Raw genomic sequence first — 25,443 nt, 5'->3', positions numbered from 1 at the left:
ATCGGGTCACCCAGCGTGGTGCCCGTGCCGTGCGCCTCGACCGCGTCCACATCCGCCGCCGACAGACCCGCGTTCGCCAACGCCTGCTTGATCACACGCTGTTGGGAGGGCCCGTTGGGGGCGGTCAGACCGTTGCTGGCACCGTCCTGGTTCAGCGCGCTCCCCCGCACCACCGCGAGCACCGGATGCCCGAGACGACGCGCGTCGGAGAGACGCTCGACCACGAGGACGCCCGCGCCCTCGCCCCAGCCCGTGCCGTCGGTGGAGGACGAGAAGGACTTGCAGCGGCCGTCGGCGGCCAGCCCGCGCTGCTCACTGAAATCGATGAACGACTGTGGTGTTCCCATGACGGTCACGCCACCGACGAGGGCGAGTGAGCACTCACCCGAACGCAGTGCCTGCGCCGCCCAGTGCAGGGCGACCAGCGACGACGAGCACGCCGTGTCCACGCTCACCGCGGGGCCTTCGAGGCCGAGGGTGTAGGACACGCGGCCGGAGACGATGCTTCCGCCGCCGGTACCGCCGGGGTAGTCGTGGTACATCACCCCGGCGTACACACCGGTCGCGCTGCCCTTCAGCGTGGTGGGCGCGATCCCGGCGCGCTCCAGCGCCTCCCACGACGTCTCAAGAAGCAGCCGCTGCTGCGGGTCCATGTCGAGAGCTTCACGCGGACTGATGCCGAAGAAGTCCGGGTCGAAGTCGCCGGCGTCGTGCAGGAATCCGCCGTCGCGTACGTATGTCTTCCCCGGAATGCCGGGCTCGGGGTCGTAGATGTCCTCCACGCCCCAGCCCCGGTCGGCCGGGAACTCCGATATCGCGTCGACACCGTCGTCGACGAGCCGCCACAGCCCCTCGGGCGAGTCGACGCCACCCGGGTAGCGGCACGCCATGGAGACGATGACGATCGGCTCGTCGTCCAACGGGCTCGCGACGGTCGCGACCGGAGCCTTCTCCACGGCTCCGGACAGCTCCTCCAGGAGGTGTCCGGCCAGGACGCCGGGGGTGGGGTAGTCGAAGACGAGGGTGGCGGGCAGGCGGAGTCCGGTGGCTCCACCGAGCAGGTTGCGCAGTTCGATCGCGGTGAGCGAGTCGAATCCGAGGTCGCGGAAGGCCCGGTCGGGATCGACCGACTCGGCTCCGGCGTGCCGGAGGACCATGGCGGCCTGCGCGCGGACGAGGCCGAGGAGTTCGGCGGCGCGTTCCGCCTCGCCGAGTCCGGCCAGGCGCTGCCGCAGCACGGCGGTCGCCGACGCGTCGGTGTCGAGGACGCGGCGCGACCGGCCTCGGACGAGGCCGCGCATGATGGGCGGCGGCGTGTCGAAGGCTGCCAGGTCGAACCGGACGGGTACCAGTACGGGCTCGGCCGCACCGGTGGCGGCGTCGAGCAGGGCGAGGCCCTCCTCCGGCGTCAGGGACCGCATGCCGGCCGAGGCGAGCCCGTCCGCCATGCCTTCTCCGGCCCACGGACCCCAGGCCAGTGACAGCGCGGGGAGTCCGCCCGCGTGCCGGTGCCGTGCGAGGCCGTCGAGGAGGGTGCTGGCCGCCGCGTAGTTGCCCTGTCCGGGAGCGCCGAGGACGCCCGCGACGGACGAGAAGAGCACGAAGGCGGTCAGCCCCATGTCGCGGGTGAGTTCGTGGAGATGCCATGCCGCGTCGGCCTTCGGGCGCAGCACGTGGTCGATGCGCTCGGGGGTCAGGGAGAGGATCACGCCGTCGTCCAGGACGCCCGCCGCGTGTACGACTCCGCCGATGGTCCGGCCGTCGAGCAGTGCGGCCAGGGCGTCGCGGTCGCCGGAGTCGCACGCGACGACCTCGACCTCGGCGCCCAACTCGGCGAGTTCCCGGGCGAGTTCGGCGGCTCCGGGCGCGTCCGGGCCCCGGCGGCCGGTCAGCAGCAGCCGCCGTACCTCGTGGCGGGTGACCAGGTGGCGGGCGACGGCCGCCCCGAGGGCGCCGGTCCCGCCGGTGATCAGGACGGTGCGTGTGGTGTCCCAGACGGCGTCGGCCGGTTCGAGCGGTACGCCGGCCAGGCGCGGCACCAGCGTCTCGTCGCCGTGGACGCGCAGTTCGGGCTCGCCCGCGGCGACGATCCGGCGGGGGTCGACGGGGGCGTCGGTGTCGACGAGGAAGAAGTGGCCGGGGTGCTCACCCTCGGCGGCGCGTACGAGTCCCCATACGGCGGCGTGCCCGAGGTCGGAGCCGTCGAGGGCGCCGTTGGTGACGACGACGAGGGAGGTGGCGCCCTCCACGGCGGCCTGGACGGCCGCCAGTACGCCGGTGGTCACCGCGCGTACGGCGGCAAGGGTGTCGCCGGTCGTCGGCGGGCAGTGGTGAACGCTCACCTCGGTGTCGTCGGCACCCGGCCGGGCTTCGCCGGCCGGGACCCAGTCCACCCGGAAGAGCGCGTTGGCGACGCGGGCCGCGGCCGGCGAGAGGCCGTCCGCGGTGACGGGGCGCAGTGTCAGCGACCCGACCGAGGCGACGGGCCGTCCCATGGCGTCGGCCAGTTCCAGGGACACCGATTTGTCGGCCCGGACGCTCAGGCGGACCCGTGCGGCCAGGGCGCCCTCGGCGTGCAGGGTGACGTCGGACCAGGAGAACGGCAGTACCGTCGCGTCCTCGCCCGCCAGGTCGAGCACGTGCAACGCCGAGTCGAGCAGGGCGGGATGGAGGCCGAAGCCTCCGGCGTCGACACCCTCGGGGAGGGCCGTCTCGGCGAACAGCTCGTCGCCGCGCCGCCAGGCGGCGCGCAGGCCGTGGAACGTGGGCCCGTATTCGAGCCGCTCGTAGAGTCCTTCGACGGCGAGGGGCTCGGCGTCGCGCGGCGGCCATGCCAGGAGGTCGGCGGCCGGTTCGCCCGCGTCGGGCGCCAGGAATCCCTCGGCGTGCAGGACCCATTCGCGGTCGAGCGGGGCGTCGTCGGCACGGGAGAACACGCTCACCGGGCGGAGCCCGGACTCGTCGGGCGCGTCGACGGCGACCTGGATGTGGACGCCGCCGTGCTCGGGCAGGAACAGGGGCGCCGCGACGCTGAGTTCCTCGACGCGGTTCCAGCCGACCTGGTCCCCGGCGCGCACGGCGAGTTCCACGTACGCCGTGCCGGGCAGCAGGACGGAGCCCATCACGGTGTGGTCGCGGAGCCAGGGGTGGGCCCCGGTGGACAGCCGTCCGGTGAACACCACGCCGTCGGAGCCGGGCAGGTGCACCATCGCGCCGAGCAGCGGGTGGTCGGGCCGGTCGAGGCCGGCGGACGTGACGTCGCCGCCCATGCCGCGCTTGTCGAACCAGTAACGGGCGCGCTGGAAGGGGTAGGTGGGCAGGTCGGCGCGCCGGGCGCCGCGGCCGTCGAACACGCCCGTCCAGTCGACCTTCAGGCCCGCCGCGTGCAGTCCGCCGAGCGCCGTGAGGACGGCGACGGTTCCGGCTTCCTTGCGGCGCAGGGCCGGGACGAGTACGGCGGTCTCGGCGGTGGTCGTGAGGCTCTGGCGGGCCATGGCGGTGAGGATGCCGTCGGGCCCGAGTTCGACGTACCGGGTGACGCCCTCGGCTTCCAGCCGGGTCACCGCGTCGGCGAAGCGGACGGTGTCACGGACATGGCCGACCCAGTACGCGGCGGTGGTGACGTCGCCGCTCGCCATGACGGGGACGGCCGGTTCCGCGTACGTGACGCCCTCGGCGACACGGCGGAAGTCGTCGAGCATCGGGTCCATCAGCGGTGAGTGGAACGCGTGGGAGACCGTGAGGCGGTTCGTCCTGCGCGCGCCGAGCTTCTCGACGACGGTGTCCACGGCTTCCGTGGTACCCGAAAGGACCACGGACGTGGGGCCGTTGACGGCGGCGATGCCGACGCCGTCCAAGAGCAGCGGGAGGACCTCGTCCTCGGTGGCCTCGACCGCCACCATCGCACCGCCCGTCGGCAGCGCCCCCATCAGCCGCGCCCTGGCGGTGATGAGCGTGGCGGCGTCGGCGAGGGAGAACACGCCGGCCACATGGGCGGCGGCGAGCTCGCCGATCGAGTGACCGGCGACGAAGTCGGGCCGTACACCCCATGATTCGAAGAGCCGGAACAGCGCGACTTCGAGAGCGAAGATCGCGGGCTGGGTGAACTCGGTTCGGCTCAGGGCCTCTTCGTCGCTCCACATGACCTCGCGCACGGCGGGGTCGAGAACGGCGCACACCTCGTCGAAGGCGCGGGCGAACACGGGGAACGCGGCGTGCAGGTCGCGGCCCATGCCGAGCCGCTGGCTGCCCTGTCCGGTGAAGAGGAAAGCGGTCAGTCCGGTCGTCCGGGCGGCGGCGCCGATGGGCGCGCCGTCGGCCAACGCGTCCAGTGCGCCGAGGATTTCCTCGCGGTCGTGGCCGACCACGACGGCGCGGCGGCTCAGCGCTGCGCGTGCGGTGGCGAGGGAGAAGCCCATGTCGACGGGGTCGAGGCCGGGAGTGTTCCGCAGATGGTCGGCCAACTGCCGGGCCTGGGCGCGCAGGGCGGTCTCGGTGCCGGCCGACAGCGCCAGCGGCACGGGCACGTCCGAGGACGGCCGCGGCGCGGCGGGCTCGGGGCGGGGCTCGGGGTCGGGCTCCGCCTGCTCGATGATCACGTGGGCGTTGGTGCCGCTGACGCCGAACGAGGAGACCGCGGCGCGGCGCGGCCGGTCGGCGTCGGGCCAGGCCCGGGACTCGGTGAGGAGGCGGACATTGCCCGCGTCCCAGTCCACCTGCGGCGACGCCTCGTCGGCGTGCAGTGTCTTCGGCAGTGTGCCGCGCCGGATGGCCTCGACCATCTTGATGACGCCGGCGACTCCGGCGGCGGCCTGGGTGTGGCCGATGTTCGACTTGATCGACCCGAGCCACAGCGGCTCTTCGCGGTTCTGTCCGTACGTGGCGAGAAGTGCCTGCGCCTCGATGGGGTCGCCGAGGGAGGTGCCGGTGCCGTGGCCCTCCATGACGTCGACATCGGCGGGGGTCAGTCCGGCGGCGCTGAGCGCCTGCTGGATGACACGGCGCTGGGAGGGGCCGTTGGGCGCGCTGAAGCCGTTGGACGCGCCGTCCTGGTTGACGGCCGTACCGCGCACGACGGCCAGCACGGGGTGCCCGTTGCGGCGGGCGTCGGACAGCTTCTCCAGGAGCAGGACGCCCGCGCCCTCGGCCCAGCCGGTGCCGTCGGCCTCGGCGGCGAAGGAGCGGCAGCGGCCGTCGGCGGAGAGCCCTCGCTGCTCGCTGAACTCGATGAACGTCTCGGGTGTGGCCATGACGCTGACGCCACCGGCCAGCGCCAGGGTGCACTCCCCCGAGCGCAGCGCCTGCGAGGCCCACTGGAGCGCGACCAGCGACGAGGAGCAGGCCGTGTCGACGGTGACCGCCGGGCCCTCCAGGCCGAGGGTGTAGGCGACACGACCGGAGACCAGGCTGCCGTCGCTGCTGGTGATGCCGTAGTCGTGGTACATCGCGCCGGCGAACACACCGGTGCGGCTGCCACGCAGGGACGCCGGGTCGAGACCGGCCCGTTCCATCGACTCCCAGGTGATCTCCAGCAGAAGCCGCTGCTGGGGGTCCATGGTGAGGGCCTCACGCGGGCTGATCCCGAAGAACTCGGGGTCGAACTGGGCCGCGTCGTGCAGGAATCCGCCCTCGCGCGCGTACGTCTTGCCGGGCTTTCCGGGCTCCGGGTCGTACAGCGCGCTCATGTCCCAGCCACGGTCGCCGGGGAACGGTCCGATGGCGTCACGGCCCTCGTCGACCAGCTCCCACAGCTCCTCCGGGGAGCCGACGCCGCCGGGGAACCGGCAGGCCATGCCGATGATCGCGATGGGCTCGGTGGCCACGCTCGCGGCGGCGCGCAGGCTCTCGTTGTCCTGCCGCAGCCGCTCGTTCTCGACGAGCGAGCCGCGCAGCGCCTCGACGATCTCCTCGACCTGGGCGTCCATCTACGTCTCAGCCTCCGCTCACCGTTGTGGTCTGCGCGTCGCGTGCGCCGACCGTGTCAAGGAATGCGCCGAGCACCTCGTAGAACCGTTCCGGCTCCTCGAAGTGCGGGGCGTGGCTGGAGTCTTCGAAGATCTCCCAGCGGGCGTCCGGTATCAGTTCCTCGAAGGGGCGCACCGTGACCGGGGTGGCCTCGTCGTAACGGCCCGACAGGACGAGCGTGGGCACGTCGATGCTGGGCAGATGGTCGATGACCGACCAGTCGCGCAGGCTGCCGATGACATGGAACTCGTTGGGACCGTTCATCGTGCGGTAGACCGTCGGATCGCTGACGGCCTCCATGTATGAGGCCATGAGCTCACCGGGCCACGGCTGGACCCGGCAGACGTGCCGGGCGTAGAAGACCAGCATCGCCTCGATGTACTCGTCGCTGTCGGTGGTGCCGGCGGCCTCGTGCTCGCGCAGTGTGTCGTCGACGCCCGGCGGCAGCTGGGAGCGCAGTACGTCCATCTCGGAGAGCCACAGCGGGTAGGAGGCAGGTGAGTTGGCGATGACCAGGCCGCGCAGCCCGGCGGGGCGGTCCGAGGCGTGCCAGGCGGCCAGCATCCCGCCCCACGACTGCCCGAACAGGACGTAGTCGTCGGCGATGCCGAGCCGGCTCAGCAGGTTCTCCAGCTCGTCCCGGAACAGCTGCGGGGTCCAGAAACCGGGGTCGGCGTCCGGCAGATGGGTCGAGCCGCCGTTGCCGAGCTGGTCGTAGTGGACCACGGTCCAGCCGCGTTCGGCGTAGACGGACAGACCCGTCAGGTAGTCGTGGGTGGAGCCGGGGCCTCCGTGCACGACGACGAGGGCCGGGCGGCCCGCTCCGGTCGGTCCGGTGACGCGGTACCAGGTCTTGAACTCCCGGAAGGGAACAGTTCCCTTGGCCGTGGGCGTGGACGCCATTTCTCAACCACCTAATTTCGGGTCTCTCTCAAGGTGCCGCGTCCCCGCACGCGGCGTGCACTTGTTCCGGGGGATCCTGACGTCGGCCACGGCTCAGTCGAGCGTCTCCAGCCACTCCTCGATGGCTCGGGCGGTCGCCGGGGCGTGCTCCTGTCCGAGGGAGAAATGGTTGCCTTCGACGGTGCGCAGGGTGTGCTCGGTATCCCACGGCTGGGCCCGCATCTCGGCCACGTCGATGCCCTCCGGGGGCTGGACGAACGGCTCGGACGCCTGGACGAAGAGGGTCGGCGCCGCGAGCCGTTCGGGGTCGAAGCCCGCCAGCACCTGGAAGTAGTACGGCATCGCGGAGAGCCGGGCCGTGTCGAAGCTGCCGACGGTCGTCTCGACCGTGAGCAGCTCGCCCATGAGGTGGCCGAAGCCGACGTTCATGGCGGTGTCCTCGACGCGGAAGGTGTCGATCAGGACGAGCCCGGCGGGCGGGTTGCCGACCGTCTCCTCCAGGTGACGCGCGAGGACGTGGCCGATGATGCCGCCGGAGGAGTAGCCGAGCAGTACGTACGGATCGCCGTCCGCCGCCGCGAGCACGGCCTCGGCGAGGACCTGTGACAGCACCTCGACGGACTCGGGCAGCGGCTCGCCCCGCTGGAATCCCGGCAGCGCCAGCGCGGTTACGGGCCGGACGTCCCGGAATTCGGAGCCGAGGCGGGCGTGCTGGTGCACGCCGCCGCCGGCCATGGGGGTGGAGAGACAGATGAGCCGGGGGCGGCGGGCGCCGTCGGCCAGCTGCACCGTCTTCGGGGGGCGGCCGAGTTCGGCGGGCGTGGTGAACTTGGGCCGCAGCGCGGCGACCGCCGATGCCAGTGCCAGCGCTCCTGTCGAGTCACCGGCCCGCACGGCCCCCCGGAACAGCTCGGTCACGGTCTCGTCCTGGCCGGGGGACGGCTCGTCGGCCGTGTCCGGGCGGGAGAGACCCGACTCCATCTCGTCCACGAGGAGACGGGCGAGGTTGGAGGGGTTCTTGCTGTCGAACACGGCCATCGTGGGCAGCTTCACCCCGGTGGCGGCGCTGAGCGCGGTGCGCAGTTCCATCGCGGTGAGCGAGTCGAACCCGGACTCCAGGAAGTCGCGTGCGGGGTCGACCGCCTCGGGGCCGGAGTGTCCGAGGACGGAGGCCGCGAGGCTCAGCACCAGGTCGCTCAGGGCCCGTTCGCGCTGTTCGGCGGGCATCGCCGCCAGTTCGTCGCGCAGCGCCGCCGGGTCGGCTGTCGCCGCGCGGCGGCGGGTGGACGGGACCAGGCCGCGCAGTACGGCGGGCGGTTCGCCGCCGGTGCCGCTCCGCAGCACCCGCAGGTCCAGGCTCATCGGTACCAGCGCGGGCTCGGGCCTGGCGGCGGCGGCGTCGAACAGCGCGAGTCCGTCGTGCGACGTCAGCGCGGGCATGCCCTGGCGGCGCAGCCGCTGGAGGTCCGCCTCGCCGAGCCCGCCCGCCATGCCGCCGGTGTCCGCCCACAGCCCCCAGGCGAGGGACTGCGCGGGCAGCCCCTCGTCGTGGCGGTGCTGGGCGAGAGCGTCGAGGAAGGTGTTGGCGGCGGCGTAGTTGCCCTGGCCGGGCGAGCCGAACACGCCTGCGGCCGACGAGAACAGGACGAAGGCGCCGAGTTCCTGGCCTCGGGTGAGGTCGTGCAGGTTCAGCGCGCCGTCCACCTTGGGGCGCAGTACCTGTTCGAGGCCGTGCGGCGTCAGGTTGGCGATCATGCTGTCGGCCAGCACGCCGGCGGTGTGCACGACCGCGCCGAGGGTGCGGCCGGTCAGCAGCGTCCGAAGGGCGTCCCGGTCGGCCACGTCGCAGGCGGCGATCTCGACCGTCGCGCCGAGGGCGGCCAGCTCCTGCTGGAAGTCGGCCGCGCCGTCCGCCTCGATGCCGCGGCGGCTGGTCAGCAGCAGGTCCCGGACGCCGTGCTCGGTGACCAGGTGGCGGGCGACGAGCGCGCCGAGTCCGCCCGTACCGCCGGTGATCAGCACCGTTCCGGGCCGGCCCCAGGGTGATTCCCCGTCGGACGGACCGTCGGATGCCGCTTCGGTGTGTGCCGCGGTCTCGGCGTCCGCCGCCGGTACGCGCGCCAGCCGGGGGACCTGGATCTCCTGGTCCTGGATGCGCAGGTCCGCCTCGCCGGACGCGACGGCACGGGCGATCGTCTCCGTGTCGTCGCTGTCGGTGTCGAGCAGCGCGAAGCGCCCGGGGTCCTCGGAGTGGGCGGCGCGAACCAGGCCCCAGGCGGAGGCGTGCGCGAGGTCGTCGCCCCCGTGTGTCACCACCATGAGCCTGCTGTCGGCGAACCGTTCGTCCGTGAGCCAGGTCTGGAGGGCCGCGAGTGTCTCGCCGGTGACCGTCCTGACGTCTTCCGCGATCCGGCCCGTGCCGGCGGGGAGGGTCAGCGCGACGGTCGCGGGCACCCGGTCGGAGAGCTCCGCCAGGTCCGCGACCATCGTCCAGTCGGCCTCGTCGGCCTCGTCGGCCAGGACCGTGGCGGGTGTCCACGCGAGGTGGAAGAGGGAGTCGCCGGGCCCGGGGGCCGCCGGTGCGAGCTGCTCGGCCGAGACCTCCCGGGAGATCAGGGACCCCACGGTCGCGACGGGACGCCCCTGCGTGTCGGCGACGTGGATGGTTGTCCCGCCGTCGTCGTTGGGGGTGAACCGGACGCGCGCGGCGGTGGCGCCGAAGGCGTGCAGCCGGACGTCCTTCCAGGCGAACGGCAGCGATGTGGCGTCGTCCTCGCCCGCGCTGAGGATCACCGCGTGCAGGGCGGAGTCGAGCAGGGCCGGGTGGAGTACGAACCGCTCGGCGTCGGTCGCCTCTTCCGCGAGCGCCACCTCGGCGAAGATCTCGTCGCCGACGCGCCATGCGGCCTTGAGTGCCTGGAAGGCCGGGCCGTACGCGTAACCGAGCTCCCGGAACCGTTCGTACGCGCCTTCGGTGGTGATCCTCGCCGTCTCCTCCGGCGGCCACCGCGTCAGATCGAACGAGGCCGGTACGGCGGAGTCCTCGGGCGCCAGGGCGCCTTCGGCGTGCAGGACCCAGGGTGCGTCCGCGTCGGCGTCCTCGACGAGCGAGTGGATGGTGAGGGGGCGCCGCCCCGAGTCGCCGGCCGGCTCACCGACCGTCAGCCGCAGCCGTACGCCCCCCGCTTCGGGCAGGGCGAGCGGCGCGTGGAGCGTCAGTTCGTCGAGGACTCCGTGGCCGACCTGGTCGCCCGCGCGCACGGCCAGTTCGACGAAGGCCGTACCGGGCAGCAGCGTCGCGCCCAGGACCTCGTGGTCCGCCAGCCAGGGGTGGGTGTCCGTGGACAGGCGCCCGGTGAAGACAACGGTGTCCGAGCCGGGCACGGCGATCTCGGCGCTCAGCAGGGGGTGGTCGAGCGCGGTGAGGCCCATGGAGGCCGCGTTGCCGCCCCCGGTCACCGGCTCCGAGAGCCAGAAGCGGGCGCGCTGGAAGGAGTAGGTGGGCAGATCGACCCGGCGTGCCCGACGGCCCGCGAAGAGGGCCGTCCAGTCGGGAGAGGCGCCGCTGGTGTGCAGATGCGCGACCGCCGTCAACAGCGTTCCGGCCTCGGACCGTTCGCGGCGCAGGGCGGCGGCTGTGATGGCATCGGGTGCTGTCCGGCGGGCCATGGAGGTGAGAGCCCCGTCGGGGCCGATCTCCAGGAAGCGCGTGACGCCCTCGTCCTGGAGGCGGCGGATGTCGTCGGCGAACCGGACGGCGTCGCGCACGTGCCGTACCCAGTACTCGGCGGACGCCATGTCCTTCACCAGCCGGATGCGCGGCCGGTCGTAGGTGACGCTCTCGGCGACCTTGCGGAAGTCGTCCAGCATCGGTTCCATCAGGGGCGAGTGGAACGCGTGCGAGACGGTCAGGCGGCTCGTCCTGCGGTCGGTGAAGTGCTCGGTGACGGCGGTCACCGCGTCCTCGGCGCCCGAGATGACCACCGAGGTGGGGCTGTTGACGGCGGCGATCCCCACCTCGTCGGTGAGCAGCGGGGCGACTTCCTCCTCCGTGGCCTCGATGGCCACCATCGCGCCGCCCGCCGGCAGCGCCTGCATCAGCCGTCCGCGCTCGGCGACCAGCCGTGCGGCGTCCCCCAGACCGAGTACGCCCGCGACATGGGCCGCGGCCAGCTCGCCGATGGAGTGTCCGGCCAGGTAATCGGGCTTGATCCCCCAGGACTCGACCAGCCGGAAGAGGGCGACTTCGAGGGCGAAGATCGCGGGCTGTGCGGACTCCGTACGGTGCAGGGCCGCCTCGTCGCCCCACATCACGTCCTTGAGGGGCAGGCCCGTGGCCTCGCACACCTCGTCGAACGCCGCCGCGAAGGCCGGGAACGTGTCGTACAACTCCCGTCCCATGCCGAGGCGTTGGCTGCCCTGGCCGGTGAAGAGGAACGCCACCTTGCCCTCGCGCCGCTTGCCGGTGACGACGGACGGCGACGAGGTTCCCCCGGCGAGTGCGGTGAGTCCGCCGAGGAGGGCCGTGCGGTCCTCGGCGACGATCGCCGCCCGGTGTTCGAGGGCGGCGCGGCCGGTGGCGAGCGACAGGCCGACGTCGGCGGGCGACAGCTCCGGCCGCTCCCGCAGGTAGGAGTGGAGGCGTTCGGCCTGCGCGCCCAGCGCCTGCTCGGTCCTGGCCGAGAGGGTCCACAGGACCGGTCCCTCGATGGCCGGGGCCGACGGCGCCTCCTCCTCCTCGACGGGCGGCGCCTCCTCGATGATGACGTGGGCGTTGGTGCCGCTGATACCGAAGGACGAGACGCCCGCGCGGCGCGGGTGTTCCTGGTCCGGCCACTCCCGTGTCTCGGTGAGCAGCCGGACGTCACCCGTCTCCCAGTCCACCTGGGGCGTCGGCTCGTCCACGTGCAGCGTCGGCGGCATGACGCCGTGCCGGATCGCCTCGACCACCTTGATGATGCCGGCCACGCCCGCGGCGGCCTGCGTGTGACCGATGTTCGACTTGATGGAGCCCAGCCAGAGCGGCCGGTTCCCGGGGCGGTCCTGCCCGTAGGTGGCGAGCAGCGCCTGGGCCTCGATCGGGTCGCCGAGTGTGGTGCCGGTGCCGTGACCCTCGATCAGGTCGACGCCGTCGGCGGATATCCGGGCGTTGGCCAGCGCCTGCTTGATGACGCGCTGCTGGGACGGCCCGTTGGGGGCCGTCATGCCGTTGCTGGCGCCGTCCTGGTTGATCGCCGTGCCGCGGACCACTCCGAGTACGGGGTGGCCGTTGCGGCGGGCGTCCGACAGCCGCTCCACGAGGATCATGCCGACGCCCTCGCCCCAGCCGGTGCCGTCGGCGGCGGCCGCGTACGACTTGCAGCGGCCGTCGGCCGCGAGCCCGCGCTGATGGCTGAACTCGATGAAGGTCTCGGGCGTCGCCATCACCGTGACACCGCCGGCCAGGGCGAGCGTGCACTCCCCCGACCGCAGGGCCTGGACCGCCCAGTGCAGCGCGACCAGGGAGGACGAGCAGGCGGTGTCGATCGTCACCGCCGGGCCCTCCAGGCCCAGCGTGTACGCGACCCGGCCGGAGGCGATGGCGCCCGTGCTGCTGTTGTACGTGTAGTCGTGGTACATCATCCCGGCGAAGACACCGGTCGGGCTGCCCTTCAGCGTCGTCGGGTCGATACCCGCGCGCTCCAGCACCTCCCAGGACGCCTCCAGCAGCAGCCGCTGCTGCGGGTCCATGACCATCGCCTCGTTCGGCGCGATCCCGAAGAAGGCGGGATCGAACTCGGCGGCGTCGTAGAGGAATCCGCCCTCACGCGAGTACGTCTTGCCGGGCTTGCCGGGCTCGGGATCGTAGATCCCCGCCTCGTCCCAGCCCCGGTCGGTCGGGAACCGCGAGACGGCGTCCGTCCCGTCGGCGACCAGCCGCCACAGCTCCTCGGGCGAGGTCGCGCCGGGGTAGCGGCAGCTCATCGCCACGATCGCGATCGGTTCGCGGGAGGCGGCCTGCAGGGCGCGGTTGCGCGTACGCAGGCTCTCGGACTCCTTGAGCGACGCGCGCAGCGCCGCCACGAGCTTCTGGTCGGTGTCGGCCATCGTGTCCTCAGACTTCCCGCGTCGCTTCGTCCAGATCGGTGTCCTGCAGGGCCATGCTGATCAGGGCTTCGGCGTCCATCTCGTCGATCGACTCCTCCTCGGGCACGGCCGGGGCCGTACCTGGGGCGGCGCCGACGCCGGCGAGTTCGAGCAGGGCGTCCATGAGTCCCGCGTCGTGCAGCTTGCTGAGCGGTATCGACCCGAGCAGGCGGCGGACCGTCTCGTCGTCGGCGTCCACGCCGTCGCCGTCGGGCGCCAGCTCCGCGGCGATGTGCTCGGCGAGCACCCGGGCGGTGGGGTGGTCGAAGATCATCGTGGCGGGCAGGCGCAGCCCGGCGGCCGCGTTGAGGGTGTTGCGGAACTCGACGGCTCCCAGGGAGTCGAATCCCAGGTCGCCGAAGGCCCGCTCGGGTTCGACGGCCTCCGGTCCCGCGTGACCCAGTACGGCCGCCGCGTGGGTACGGACGAGGTCGAGCACCTCGTCGTACCGCTCGTCGGCGGGCAGTGCGGCCAGGCGCTGCCGCAGCGCTGCCGCCCCGCCCGCATGGTCCGCCGCGACGACACGCCGTGAGCTGCCGCGTACCAGTCCGCGCAGGATCGGCGGTACGTCGGCCGCGTTCATGGACCGGGTGTCCAGGCTCATGGGGACCAGCGTCGGGGTGGCCAGTGAGCCCGCCACATCGAGGAGTTCGAGCCCCTGCTCCGGCGAGAGTCCCGCGAGGCCCGAGCGGTCGATGCGCTGCCGGTCGGCGTCGGCCAGTTCACCGGCCATGCCGGAGTCGGTCGTCCACAGGCCCCAGGCGAGGGACTGGGCGGCGAGACCGCCCGCTCGGCGGTGCTCCGCGAGGGCGTCCAAGTAGGCGTTGGCCGCCGCGTAGTTGCCCTGTCCGGGGGTGCCGATCACACCGGCCGCCGAGGAGAACAGGACGAACGCGCCCAGGTCCATGTCCCGGGTCAACTCGTGCAGATTCAGGGCGGCCACGGCCTTGGGCGCCACGACCTTGTCCAGGCGCTCCGGTGTCAGCGAGGCGATCACACCGTCGTCCAGGACACCCGCCGCGTGTACGACGCCGGTGAGGGAACGCCCGGCCAGCAGAGCGGCCAGCGCGTCGCGGTCGGCGACGTCGCAGGCGGCGACCTCGACCTCCGCGCCCAGCCCGCCGAGTTCCTTCATCAGCTCGGTCGCCCCCGGGGCGTCCAGCCCCCGGCGGCTGGTCAGCAGCAGCCGGCGTACGCCGTGCGCGGTGACCAGATGGCGTGCGACCAGTCCACCGAGGGCGCCGGACGCGCCCGTGATCAGTACCTCGTCGCCGAAGACCGACGACGGCTCGGACTCGGTGACCGACGCGGCCCGCAGCCGGGGTACGTAGACCTTCCCGTCCCGGACGGCCACCTGGGGCTCTCCGGCCGCCAGGGCCAGGGCGATGTCCGCCTTGTCGTCCTCACCGGCCACGTCGACCAGGACGAACCGGTCCGGCTCCTCCGACTGGGCGCTGCGCACCAGGCCCCACGCGGCGGCGCCGGCCAGGTCCGTGACGTCCTCACCGGCCACGGACACCGCGCCCCGCGTGACCACCGCGAGGGTGTCGGTCTCCGCCTGGACCGCCTTGAGGAGCGGGTGCAGCGTGGAGAGCACGTCGTCGCCCTCGGTCCGCCACACCTTCATGTCCCGGGCTGCGTCCTCGCGTACGGCGACGGGCGTCCACTCGACCTGGAAGAGCGAGTCGACGCGGGTGAGCGACCCGGCGGCCATCGGACGCAGTGTCAGCGCGTCGATGGAGACGACCGGCTGCCCGGCGCCGTCCACGGCGTGGATGGCCACCTGGTCCTGGCCGGAGGGCGTCATCCGGACCCGGAGCGCGGTGGCGCCGGAGGCGTGCAGCTCCACTCCGGCCCAGGAGAACGGCAGGACGACGCGGTCGTCCTCGGACAGCAGCGGGACCGTGTGCAGGGCCGAGTCCAGGAGTGCCGGATGGATCCCGAAGCGGTCGGCCGCCGCGGACAGTGCGATCTCGGCGTACACCTCCTGACCGTCGCGCCAGGCGGCCTTCAGGCCCTGGAACGCCGGCCCGTACGCGATCCCGGCCTCGGCCAGGCCCTCGTACAGCCCTGCCGGGTCGACGGGCTCCGCGCCGGGCGGCGGCCACTGTGTCATCGCCGCGGCCGGGGCTCCGGCGGCCGGTGCCAGGGTTCCGGCGGCGTGCCGGGCCCAGGGCAGATGGAGTTCGTCCGCGCCGCGGGCGTAGATCTCGACCGGCCGGCGGCCGGCTCCGTCGTCCTCACCGACGACGACCTGTACGGCCGTGGCGGTGTGTTCGGTCAGGACCAGGGGCGCCTCAAGGTTGAGTTCCTCGATCCGGCCGAGGCCGACCTCGTCGCCCGCGCGGACGGCCAGTTCGACGAAGCCCGTACCGGGGAAGAGCAGGGTGCCCGCGACCGCGTGTTCGGCGAGCCAGGGCTGCGAGCCCAGCGACAGACGCCCGGTCAGTACGGTGCGGTCCGCGCCCGCGATCGCGACCGTCCGGTCCAGCAGCGGGTGGTCGGACGCGTCCGCGCCGCGCCCGGACTCGATCCAGAACGACTGGCGCTGGAACGGGTAGGTGGGCAGTTCGACCCGGCGCGCGCCGCGCCCGTCGAAGACGGCGTTCCAGTCGACCCGGACTCCGGCGGCGAACAGCCTGCCGACGCCGGTGAAGAGTGTTTCCGTGCCGGGGTGGTCGCGTCGCTGAGTGGCGGCGGCGGTGCCGTCGACGGTCCCCCGCACCATCGCGGTCAGCACGCTGTCCGGTCCGATCTCCAGGAACCGGGTGACGCCCTGGTCCTTCAGGTGACGGACATCGTCGGCGAAGCGCACCGCTTCGCGCACATGCCGTACCCAGTAGTCGGCCGACGCGACGTCCTTGGTCAGCTGGATCACCGGCTCGCGGTAGGTGACACTCTCCGCGACCTTCCGGAACTCCTGAAGCATCGGGTCCATCAGCGGCGAGTGGAAGGCGTGCGACACCTTCAGCCGGGTCGACTTGCGGTCGGCGAAGTGCTCCCCGATCGCGGTGACGGCCGCCTCGGCGCCCGAAACGACCACGGAGTCGGGGGTGTTGATGGCCGCGATGCTCACCTGTTCGCCGAGAAGCGGTGTGACGTCCTCCTCGGTGGCCCGGATCGCCAGCATCGCCCCGCCGGACGGGAGTTCCTGGATCAGCCGTCCGCGCGCCGTGATCAGCCGGGCGGCGTCCTGAAGATCGAACACCCCGGCGACGTGCGCCGCGGCCAGTTCACCGATGGAGTGGCCGGTCATGAGGTCCGGCCTGATGCCCCAGGACTCCACGAGGCGGAACAGGGCGACCTGGAGAGCGAAGATCGCGGGCTGGGTGAACTCGGTACGGCTCAGGGCCTCTTCGTCGCTCCACATGACCTCGCGCACGGCGGGGTCGAGAAGGGCGCACACCTCGTCGAAGGCCGTGGCGAAGACGGGGAAGGTCTCGTACAGCTCCTGGCCCATCCCGGCCCACTGGCTGCCCTGTCCGGTGAACAGGAACGCCAGCCTGCCCTCGGTGACGGAGTCGATCACGGTCTCGGAGCCGATGCGTACGGCGCGGTGTTCCAGGGCGGCGCGGCCGGTCGCGGCGGAGTACGCCACGTCCAGCTCGTCCGCGTCGAGGGAGGTGATCCGGTCGAGCTGGGCCTGGAGCGCCGTAGGTGTCCGGGCGGACAGCACCAGGGGCACGACGGGCAACCCCCGCCGCTCCACCGGCTCTTCCTCGACCGGGGCCGCTTCCTCGATGATGACGTGGGCGTTGGTCCCGCTGATGCCGAAGGACGACACACCGGCGCGGCGCGGGCGGCCGTCGCTCGGCCACTCCCTCGACTCGGTGAGCAGCTGGACGTCGCCGGCCTCCCAGTCCACCTGGGGCGTCGGCTCGTCCACGTGCAGTGTCCGGGGAAGTCTGGCGTGGCGCATCGCCTCGACCATCTTGATGATGCCCGCCACACCCGCCGCTGCCTGTGCGTGACCGATGTTCGACTTGATCGAGCCCAGCCAGAGCGGCCGGTCCTCGGGGCGGCCCTGGCCGTAGGTGGCGAGCAGCGCCTGGGCCTCGATCGGGTCACCGAGGGTGGTGCCCGTGCCGTGCGCCTCGACGGTGTCCACATCGGCGCCCGCGAGGCCCGCGTTGGCCAGCGCCTGCTTGATGACACGTTGCTGGGACGGCCCGTTGGGGGCGGTCAGACCGTTGCTCGCGCCGTCCTGGTTGGTCGCGGTGCCGCGTACGAGGGCCAGCACCGGGTGGCCGTTGCGGCGGGCGTCCGACAGACGCTCCACCAGGAGCATGCCGACACCCTCGCTCCAGCTGGCGCCGTCGGCGGCGGCGGCGAAGGACTTGCAGCGGCCGTCGGTCGCCAGGCCCCGCTGCTCGCTGAACTCGACGAAGTTGTCGGGCGCGGCCATCACGGTCACGCCGCCGGCCAGGGCGAGCGTGCATTCGCCCGACCGCAGGGCCTGGGCGGCCAGGTGCAGGGCGACCAGGGAGGACGAGCAGGCGGTGTCGACGGTCACCGCGGGGCCTTCCAGCCCCAGGGTGTAGGAGACGCGGCCGGAGGCGATGGCGCCGGTGCTGCTGTTGTGGGTGTAGTCGTGGTACATCATTCCGGCGAACACGCCGGTCGGGCTGCCCTTGAGCGTGGTGGGGTCGATCCCCGCGCGCTCCAGCGCCTCCCAGGACGCCTCCAGCAGCAGTCGCTGCTGCGGGTCCATGACCAGGGCCTCGTTCGGGGCGATCCCGAAGAAGCCGGGATCGAACTCGGCGGCGTCGTAGAGGAATCCGCCCTTGTCGACGTAGCTGGTGCGCGGGCGGGTGCCCGTGGGGTCGTAGATCCGCTCCAGGTTCCAGCCCCGGTCGGTGGGGAAGTCGGAGATCGCGTCCGTGCCGCTGTCGACCAGTTGCCACAGGTCCTCGGGCGAGGTCACGCCTCCGGGGTAGCGGCAGGCCATGCCGACGATCGCGATCGGGTCGTCGCCGACCGGGGTCGCGACGGAGGTGACACGGCTCTCGTGCACCGTTCCCGAGACCTCGTCGAGCAGATGGCGCGCGAGAACGGTCGGGTTCGGGTAGTCGAAGACCAGCGTGACGGGAAGGCGCAGGCCGGTCGACTGGCCGAGCCCGTTGCGCAGTTCCATCGCCGCGAGGGAGTCGACGCCCAGATCGCGGAAGGCGCGCTCCGGGTCGACGGCGTGCGGTCCGGCGTAGCCGAGCGTGGTGGCGGCCTGCGCGCGGACCAGGTTCAGCAGCAGGTCGAGGCGCTGGTCCTCGTTGAGCCCCACGAGCCGCTCGCGGAGCCCGTCCGCGTCGGCGCGGGTGCGGGCGGTGCCACGGGTGACGACGGGGATCAGCCCGCGCAGCAGGTCCGGTACGGACCCGCCGGCGCGGACGGAGGGCAGGTCGAGCTTGACGGGGACGAGCGCGGCGGGTTCGTCCGCCCGCGCGGCCGCGTCGAAGAGCGCCAGACCCTCGCTGTGGGACAGCGAGAGGATGCCGCCGCGTTCGATGCGGGACTTGTCGGTGTCCGTCAGGGTGCCGGCCATGCCGGTGCTGGTCTGCCACACGCCCCAGGCCAGGGACTGGGCGGGAAGGCCGCCCGCGCGGCGGTGCTCGGCCAGGGCGTCCAGGTAGGCGTTGGCCGCCGCGTAGTTGCCCTGCCCCGGCGAGCCGATCACACCGGCGGCGGAGGAGAACAGCACGAAGGCGCTCAGGTCCATGTCGCGTGTCAGCTCGTGCAGATACAGGGCCGCGTCCACCTTCGGGCGCATCACCCGGTCCACCCGCTCGGGCGTCAGCGACCCGATCACACCGTCGTCCAGGACACCCGCCGCGTGCACGACGCCGGTGAGGGAACGCCCGGCCAGCAGCGCGGCCAGCGCGTCGCGGTCGCCGACGTCGCAGGCGGCGACCTCGACCTCGGCGCCCAGCCCGGTCAGCTCCTCCACCAGCTCGGCCGCGCCGGGCGTGTCCGCGCCCCGGCGACCGGTCAGCAGCAGCCGTGACACGCCGTACTCGGTGACGAGATGCCGGGCCATCAGAGCGCCCAGAACTCCCACTCCACCGGTGATCAGCACCTCGTCGCCGAACGTCGGCGCCGGCTCGTCCCCGGTCTCCGGGGCCGCGGTCACACGGGCCAGACGGGGCGCGTGGGCGACGCCCTCGCGCACGACCACACGCGGCTCACCGGTCGAAAGTGCCAGCGCGAGGGCGGTGTTGTCCCCGTCCTGCGGACCGTCGGCGTCGCCGTCCAGGTCGATCAGGAAGAACCGGTCGGGGTCTTCGGTCTGGGCGGTGCGGACCAGGCCCCAGACGGCCGCGGCGGCCAGGTCGTCGACGTCGCCGCCGTTCACGGAGACCGCGCCGCGCGTGACGACCACCAGACGGGACTCGGCGGCCTGCAGCGCTCCCAGGGTCAGGTTCACCGCCGTGCGCACGTCCGATCCGCCGGGGAGGCGGAACACCTCGGCGTCGGTGGGCGGTTCCGCCTGGGTGGTTCCGGCGGGGACCGGGGTGAGGGCGACGTGGAAGAGCGATTCCGTACGGGGCTTGGTCCTGACGTCCGTGAGGGGCCGCAGCACCAGGGAGTCGACCGTCGCGACGGGCCGGCCGGTCGCGTCGGCGATCGCCAGGGCCGCCACGCCGTCCCGCACGGCGGTGATGCGTACGCGCAGCGCGCTCGCGCCGGCGGCGTGCAGTTCCACTCCCGACCAGGCGAACGGCAGCATGGCCGAGTCGCCGGTTCCGGCCGGGGAGAGTCCGATGGCGTGCAGACCCGCGTCGAAGAGCGCCGGGTGCAGACCGAAGGCGTCGGCTTTGGCGTCGTCGGGCAGGGCGATGTCGGCGAACACCTCGTCGCCGGCCCGCCAGGCCGCGCGCAGGCCCCGGAAGGTCGGCCCGTACGCCAGGCCCATGCCGACCAACTCCTCGTAGAGGGTGTCGACATCGAGGTCCAGCGGCTCGGCCCCGGGCGGGGGCCACTCCGTCAGTTCGCTCCCGCCGGCCGCGGTGCCCGCGGTGAGCAGACCGGTCGCATGCCTGCTCCAGGGCAGGTCGGTCGCGTCCTGGTCACGGGAGTACACCTGGACCTCGCGGCGGCCCGCGTCGTCCGCCCCTCCGACGACGACCTGCACGGCGACCCCGCCGCGCTCGGCGAGGACCAGCGGGGCCTCGATCGTCAGCTCCTCGATGCGGCCGCAGCCCACCTCGTCGCCGGCCCGTACCACCAGCTCCACGAATCCGGTGCCGGGGAAGAGGATCGATCCTTCGACCACATGGTCGGTGAGCCAGGGCAGTGACCCGGTCGACAGCCGTCCGGTGAGCACCACCTCGTCCGAGCCCGCGAGCATGACCATGGCGCCCAGCAGCGGGTGGCCCAGGGAGCCCAGGCCCATGGACGCGGCGTCGGCGTTCGCGATCTCGTCGGTCAGCCAGAAGCGGCGGTGCTGGAAGGCGTACGTCGGAACCTCGGCCTGCCCGGCGCCGGTTCCGTCGAACACCTTCGCCCAGTCGACGCCCACACCGTGGGTGTGGGCCTGGGCCAGAACGGTCAGCAGCCGGCCGAGCCCGCCGTCGTTGCGGCGCAGCGTACCGATCGTGGTCTGTTCCATGCTCGGGGCCAGCACCGGATGCGGGCTGGCCTCGATGAACACCCCCACGCCCTGCTCGGTCAGATTGCGGATGGTCTGGTCGAACTCCACGGTCTGCCGCAGATTCCGGTACCAGTACCCGGCGTCCAGGCCGGTGGTGTCCAGCAGCCCGCCGGTCACGGTGGAGTAGAAGGGGATCTGCGCGGCGCGGGGCTTGATGGGTGCCAGCACGTCGAGCAGTTCCTGCTCGATGCGCTCGACCTGGGCCGAGTGCGAGGCGTAGTCCACCTGGATCCGTCGTGCCCGCACACCGTCCGCCTCACAGGAGGCGATCAGTTCGTCCAGCGCCTCGACCTCGCCCGAGACCACGGTCGAGGTACCGCCGTTGACGACCGCGATGCCCGTGCGAGTGCCCCAGCGGGAGATCAGCCGCTCGGTCTCCTCCCGGGGGAGGGCGACCGACACCATGCCGCCCTGGCCGGACAGTGCCAGCAGCGCCTTGCTGCGCAGCGCCACGACCCGGGCTCCGTCCTCCAGCGAGAGCGCTCCGGCCACACTCGCCGCGGCGATCTCGCCCTGGGAGTGACCGACCACGCCGACGGGCTCGACGCCGTAGTGCCGCCACAGACCCGCGAGCGACACCATGACCGCCCACAGGACGGGCTGCACCACGTCCACGCGTTCCAGAAGTGCCTCGTCGCCGAGCGCCTCGCTCAACGACCAGTCCACGAACGGCGCCAGTGCCTTCTCGCACGCGGCCATCCGCTCCGCGAACACCGGCGACGACGCCATCAGCTCGACGGCCATTCCCACCCACTGGGACCCCTGGCCGGGGAACACCATGACCGCGCCGGCCCCGGGCCGGGCCGTCGCCACCGGCGCCTCACCCTTCACCAGGGCTTCGAGCCCCTGGGCGAAACCCTCTTGATCGGGTGCCAGCACGGCGGCCCGGTACTCGTACGCCGCGCGCTGTGTGGCCAGCGACCATCCGACGTCCAGCGGCCGGGCGTCCGCCACCGAGTCGCGCAGCCGCTCGGCGTAGGCGCGTACGGCGGCCTCGGTCTTCCCCGAGATCAGCCAGGGCACGACCGGCAGTTCGAGGCTCTGCTGCCGCTCCGGCGCGTCCCCGGCCGGTGCGGACTCGGCGCGCGGGGCCTCCTCCAGGACGACATGCGCGTTCGTACCACTGGCCCCGAACGACGACACGGCTGCGCGGCGCGGGCCTTCGCCCTCCGGCCAGTCCTGGGTCTCGGTGAGCAGCCGTACGTTCCCGGCCGCCCAGTCCACCTGGTTGGTCGGCTCGTCCACGTGCAGCGTCTTCGGCAGCGTGCCGTGACGGAGCGCCTGGACCATCTTGATGACGCCCGCGACACCCGCCGCGGCCTGCGTGTGACCGATGTTCGACTTCACCGAGCCCAGCCAGAGCGGCCGGTCCTCGGCGCGGTCCTGCCCGTAGGTGGCCAGCAGCGCCTGAGCCTCGATCGGGTCACCCAGGGTGGTGGCCGTACCGTGCGCCTCCACGACGTCGACGTCGGCCGTGGTCAGGTCCGCGTTGGCCAGGGCCGCCTGGATCACCCGGCGCTGGGAGGGACCGTTCGGGGCGGTGATGCCATTGCTGGCGCCGTCCTGGTTGACGGCGCTGCCGCGTACGACCGCGAGAATCGGGTGCCCGTTGCGGCGGGCGTCCGACAGCCGCTCCACCAGGAGCATGCCGACGCCCTCGCCCCAGCCGGTGCCGTCGGCCGACGCGGCGAACGCCCTGCAGCGGCCGTCCGTCGACAGACCGCGCTGGCGGCTGAACTCCACGAAGGTGACCGGGGTCGACATGACCGTCACACCGCCGGCCAGCGCGAGGGAGCATTCTCCGCTGCGCAGAGCCTTGATGGCCATGTCCAGGGCGACCAGCGACGACGAGCAGGCGGTGTCGACGGTGACCGCGGGGCCCTCAAGACCCATGGTGTAGGCGACGCGGCCGGAGACCAGCGCACCGGTCACACTGCTGCTCGGATAGTCGTGGTACACCAGCCCGGCGTACACCCCGGTGGAACTGCCCTTCAGCGAGGGCGGGTCGATACCGGCCCGCTCCACCGCCTCCCAGGACGTCTCCAGCAGCAGCCGCTGCTGCGGGTCCATCGCCATCGCCTCAAGAGGACTGATGCCGAAGAACTCGGGGTCGAAGTCACCTGCGCCCTCAAGGAAGCTGCCCTTGTTGACGTAGCTGGTGTCCTCGCCCGTCCCGTCCGGGTCGTACAGCCCGTCCAGGTCCCAGCCCCGGTCGGTGGGGAACTCCCCCACCGTGTCCAGGCCGTCGGCGACCACCTTCCACAGACCTTCCGGCGAGGCCGCGCCACCGGGGAAACGGCATGCCATTCCCACGATCGCGATCGGCTCCCGTTCCCGGTCCTCCACCTCACGCAGACGGCGCCGAGTCTGCTGCAACTCGCCGGTGGCAAGCCGCAGATACTCGCGAAGCCGGTCGTCGTTGGAGTCCTTCGACATCGTCATCAACCAATCCGTGAAAGTTCACAAAGCAGAGAGGCGGGAGCCGTCAGGACAGTCCCAGTTCCTTGTTCAGCACCGCGAACAACTCGTCATCGGATTCGGCCACCAGGCCGCCGACGGGCTCGTCCGCCACCCCGCTCCGGGCGTCCCGCGCCCGCCGCGACATGGCTTCGAGGCGGGCCGTCACCTTGGCGTGGGCTTCACCGTCGTCCGACGCCAGCTCGGTCAGAACGCCTTCGAGCCGGTTCAGTTCGGTCAGCAGAGACGTCGCCCGATCGGCTTCGGCCGGCCGCAGCCCCTCGTGCACGAGCTCGGCGATGGCCAGGGGGGTCGGGTAGTCGAAGGCCAGGGTCGGGGGCAGGGACAGCCCCGTCTCGGTGTTGAGCGCGTTGCGCAGTTCGACCGCGCCCAGCGAGGTGAGGCCGAGTTCGTTGAACGCCCGGTCCGGCGGTACCTCGTCGCCGCCACCGTGTCCGAGCACCTGGGCGACATGACCCCGGACCAGTTCAAGGAGGAACTTCTCGCGCTCCGGTACGGACATCCCGGACAGCCGCTCCCACGACGCCCGGCCGGCCGGCGCGCGGCGGTTCTGCACCCGTACGAGTCCGCCGAACATCGCGGGCAGCGCTCCCGTCTCGGCGTGGGACCGCATCAGCGCCAGGTCGAAGCGGACCGGCAGGGACATCGCCGGCCGTCCGGGCAGGGTCGCCGCGTCCAGCAGCGCCAGCCCCTCCTCCGGGGAGAGCGGCGGCATTCCCGTACGCCGCAGACGCGCCAGCTCGGCGTCGTCCAGACGGTCGGCCATGCCCCCGACCTCGATCCAGGGTCCCCAGCCGAGGGTCACCGCGGGCAGGCCCTTGGTGGCCCGGTGCCGGGCGAGCGCGTCCAGCCAGGCGTTCGCCGCCGCGTAGTTGGCCTGCCCGGCGCCGCCGAGCGTGCCGGCGACGGACGAGAAGATCACGAACGACGAGAGGTCGTGGTCCTGGGTGAGTTCGTGCAGATACCAGGCGGCGTCGACCTTCGGCCGCATGACCGTGTCCAGCCGCTCGGGCGTCAGCGCCCCGATGAGCCCGTCGTCCAGCACACCGGCGGAGTGGACCACGCCCGTCAGGGGCCGTTCGGCCAACAGGGCGGCCAGGGCATCCCGGTCGGTCACGTCACAGGTGACGACCTCCACCTGGGCGCCCGATCCGGTCAGCTCCGCGACCAGTTCGGCCGCACCCGGCGTGTCCATGCCCCGTCGGCTGGTGAGCAGCAGGCTCTTCGCGCCGTGCCGCGCGGCCAAGTGCCGTGCGGCCAGGGCCCCGAGGCCGTTCAGACCACCGGTGATCAGGATCGTGCCGTGCGAGCCCCATGAGGGGACAAGCCCGTCGACCGCGGGGACGCGGGCCAGCCTCGGTACCCGGATCTCGCCGTTCCGCACGGCGATCTCGGGCTCGGCGAGGCGCAGCACCTCGTCGGGCAGTTCGGTGTCGGCGTCCAGGTCGACCAGGACGAACCGGCCCGGGTGCTCCGACTCCGCCGCGCGTACGAGGCCCCACACCGAGGCGTGCCCGAGGTCGCTGCCGTCGGTCGCGCCACGCGTGACGACCACGAGCTTGGAGGACGCGGCCTGTTCGTCGGCCAGCCACCGCTGGAGGACGGGGAGCACCTCATGGGTGATCGCCCGGAAGCCTTCCGGCGCGGACTCCTTGACCGGCGGGCACTCGTAGACCACATGAGCATCGGCCTCCGAGGCGGCCGGTGCCGGGGCGGTGACCCACTCGACGTGGAAGAGCGACTCACGGCCGCCGGTGTGTGCCCGTACCTCGTCCGTGGAGATGGCGCGTGTCTCGGCCGACTCCACCGACAGGACCGGAAGCCCCTGCTCGTCGACGCGTACGGAGGCTCCCCGCCACACGTGCGCGAGGACCGGCTCGCCGGCGGGGAGGGTGTCGGAGTGGAGTCCGGCGGCGTGTGAGGCGGCTTCGAGGAGCGCGGCGTACGTGGCGTCATCGCGCGTCCAGGAGGCCCCGCCGGCGCCGTCGGCCCCGGAGGTCAGTACGCCGGTGGCGTGCTTCAGCCAGGCCGCCTGCTCGTCGCGGCGCGAGTACACGCTGAAGGACCCGGCATCGTCGACCATGACGCGGAGCGTCATGTCGTCCTCGGTGCCGGCCATGACGAGCGGCGCGTCCAGGGTCAGTTCTTCGACGCGACCGCGGTCCGTCTGCTCGGCGACGGTCAGCGCCAGCTCCAGGAACACCTCGCCGGGCACCACCACCGCGCCGAAGGCGTCGTGGTCGGTGAGCCAGGGGTGGGTGTCGAGGGACAGCCGTCCGGTGAACACGACACCGCCCGTGTCCGGGAGAACAATCCCCGACGTCAGC

5 protein-coding genes are annotated in these 25,443 nt (G+C 72.7%); all 5 read right to left on the bottom strand.

Translation table 11 applies throughout. The features are described from left to right. Nucleotides 1–5,861 (bottom strand): SDR family NAD(P)-dependent oxidoreductase (locus ACIBBB_RS36120; RefSeq protein ID WP_398989715.1); only part of this gene is annotated, 5,861 nt, incomplete at its 3' end. Nucleotides 5,862–5,931: 70 nt separating this feature from the next. Continuing rightward, complete coding sequence (locus tag ACIBBB_RS36115; protein WP_398989711.1) at nucleotides 5,932–6,867, bottom strand: proline iminopeptidase-family hydrolase; 936 nt, start codon at nucleotides 6,865–6,867, stop codon at nucleotides 5,932–5,934. A gap of 93 nt (nucleotides 6,868–6,960) precedes the next feature. Continuing rightward, a complete protein-coding gene (locus ACIBBB_RS36110; protein ID WP_398989713.1) occupies nucleotides 6,961–12,930 on the bottom strand; it encodes an SDR family NAD(P)-dependent oxidoreductase in 5,970 nt (1,989 codons plus the stop codon). Nucleotides 12,931–12,961: 31 nt separating this feature from the next. After that, nucleotides 12,962–23,083: an SDR family NAD(P)-dependent oxidoreductase gene (locus ACIBBB_RS36105; protein WP_398989709.1), complete on the bottom strand. Its 10,122-nt coding sequence runs from the start codon at nucleotides 23,081–23,083 to the stop codon at nucleotides 12,962–12,964. 40 nt (nucleotides 23,084–23,123) lie between these two features. Then, a partial coding sequence (locus ACIBBB_RS36100; protein ID WP_398989707.1) for a type I polyketide synthase occupies nucleotides 23,124–25,443 on the bottom strand: 2,320 nt, incomplete at its 5' end.

The organism is Streptomyces sp. NPDC051217 (assembly GCF_044455465.1).
Classification (GTDB): Bacteria; Actinomycetota; Actinomycetes; order Streptomycetales; family Streptomycetaceae; genus Streptomyces.
Note: the sequence above shows the minus strand (reverse complement) of the source record. Positions and strands in the feature narration are given on the sequence as shown.

Bases quoted from the DNA above. Each gene is read 5' to 3' on its own strand.
- ACIBBB_RS36115 (WP_398989711.1), bottom strand. From the start codon at position 6,867: ATGGCGTCCACGCCCACGGCCAAGGGAACTGTTCCCTTCCGGGAGTTC.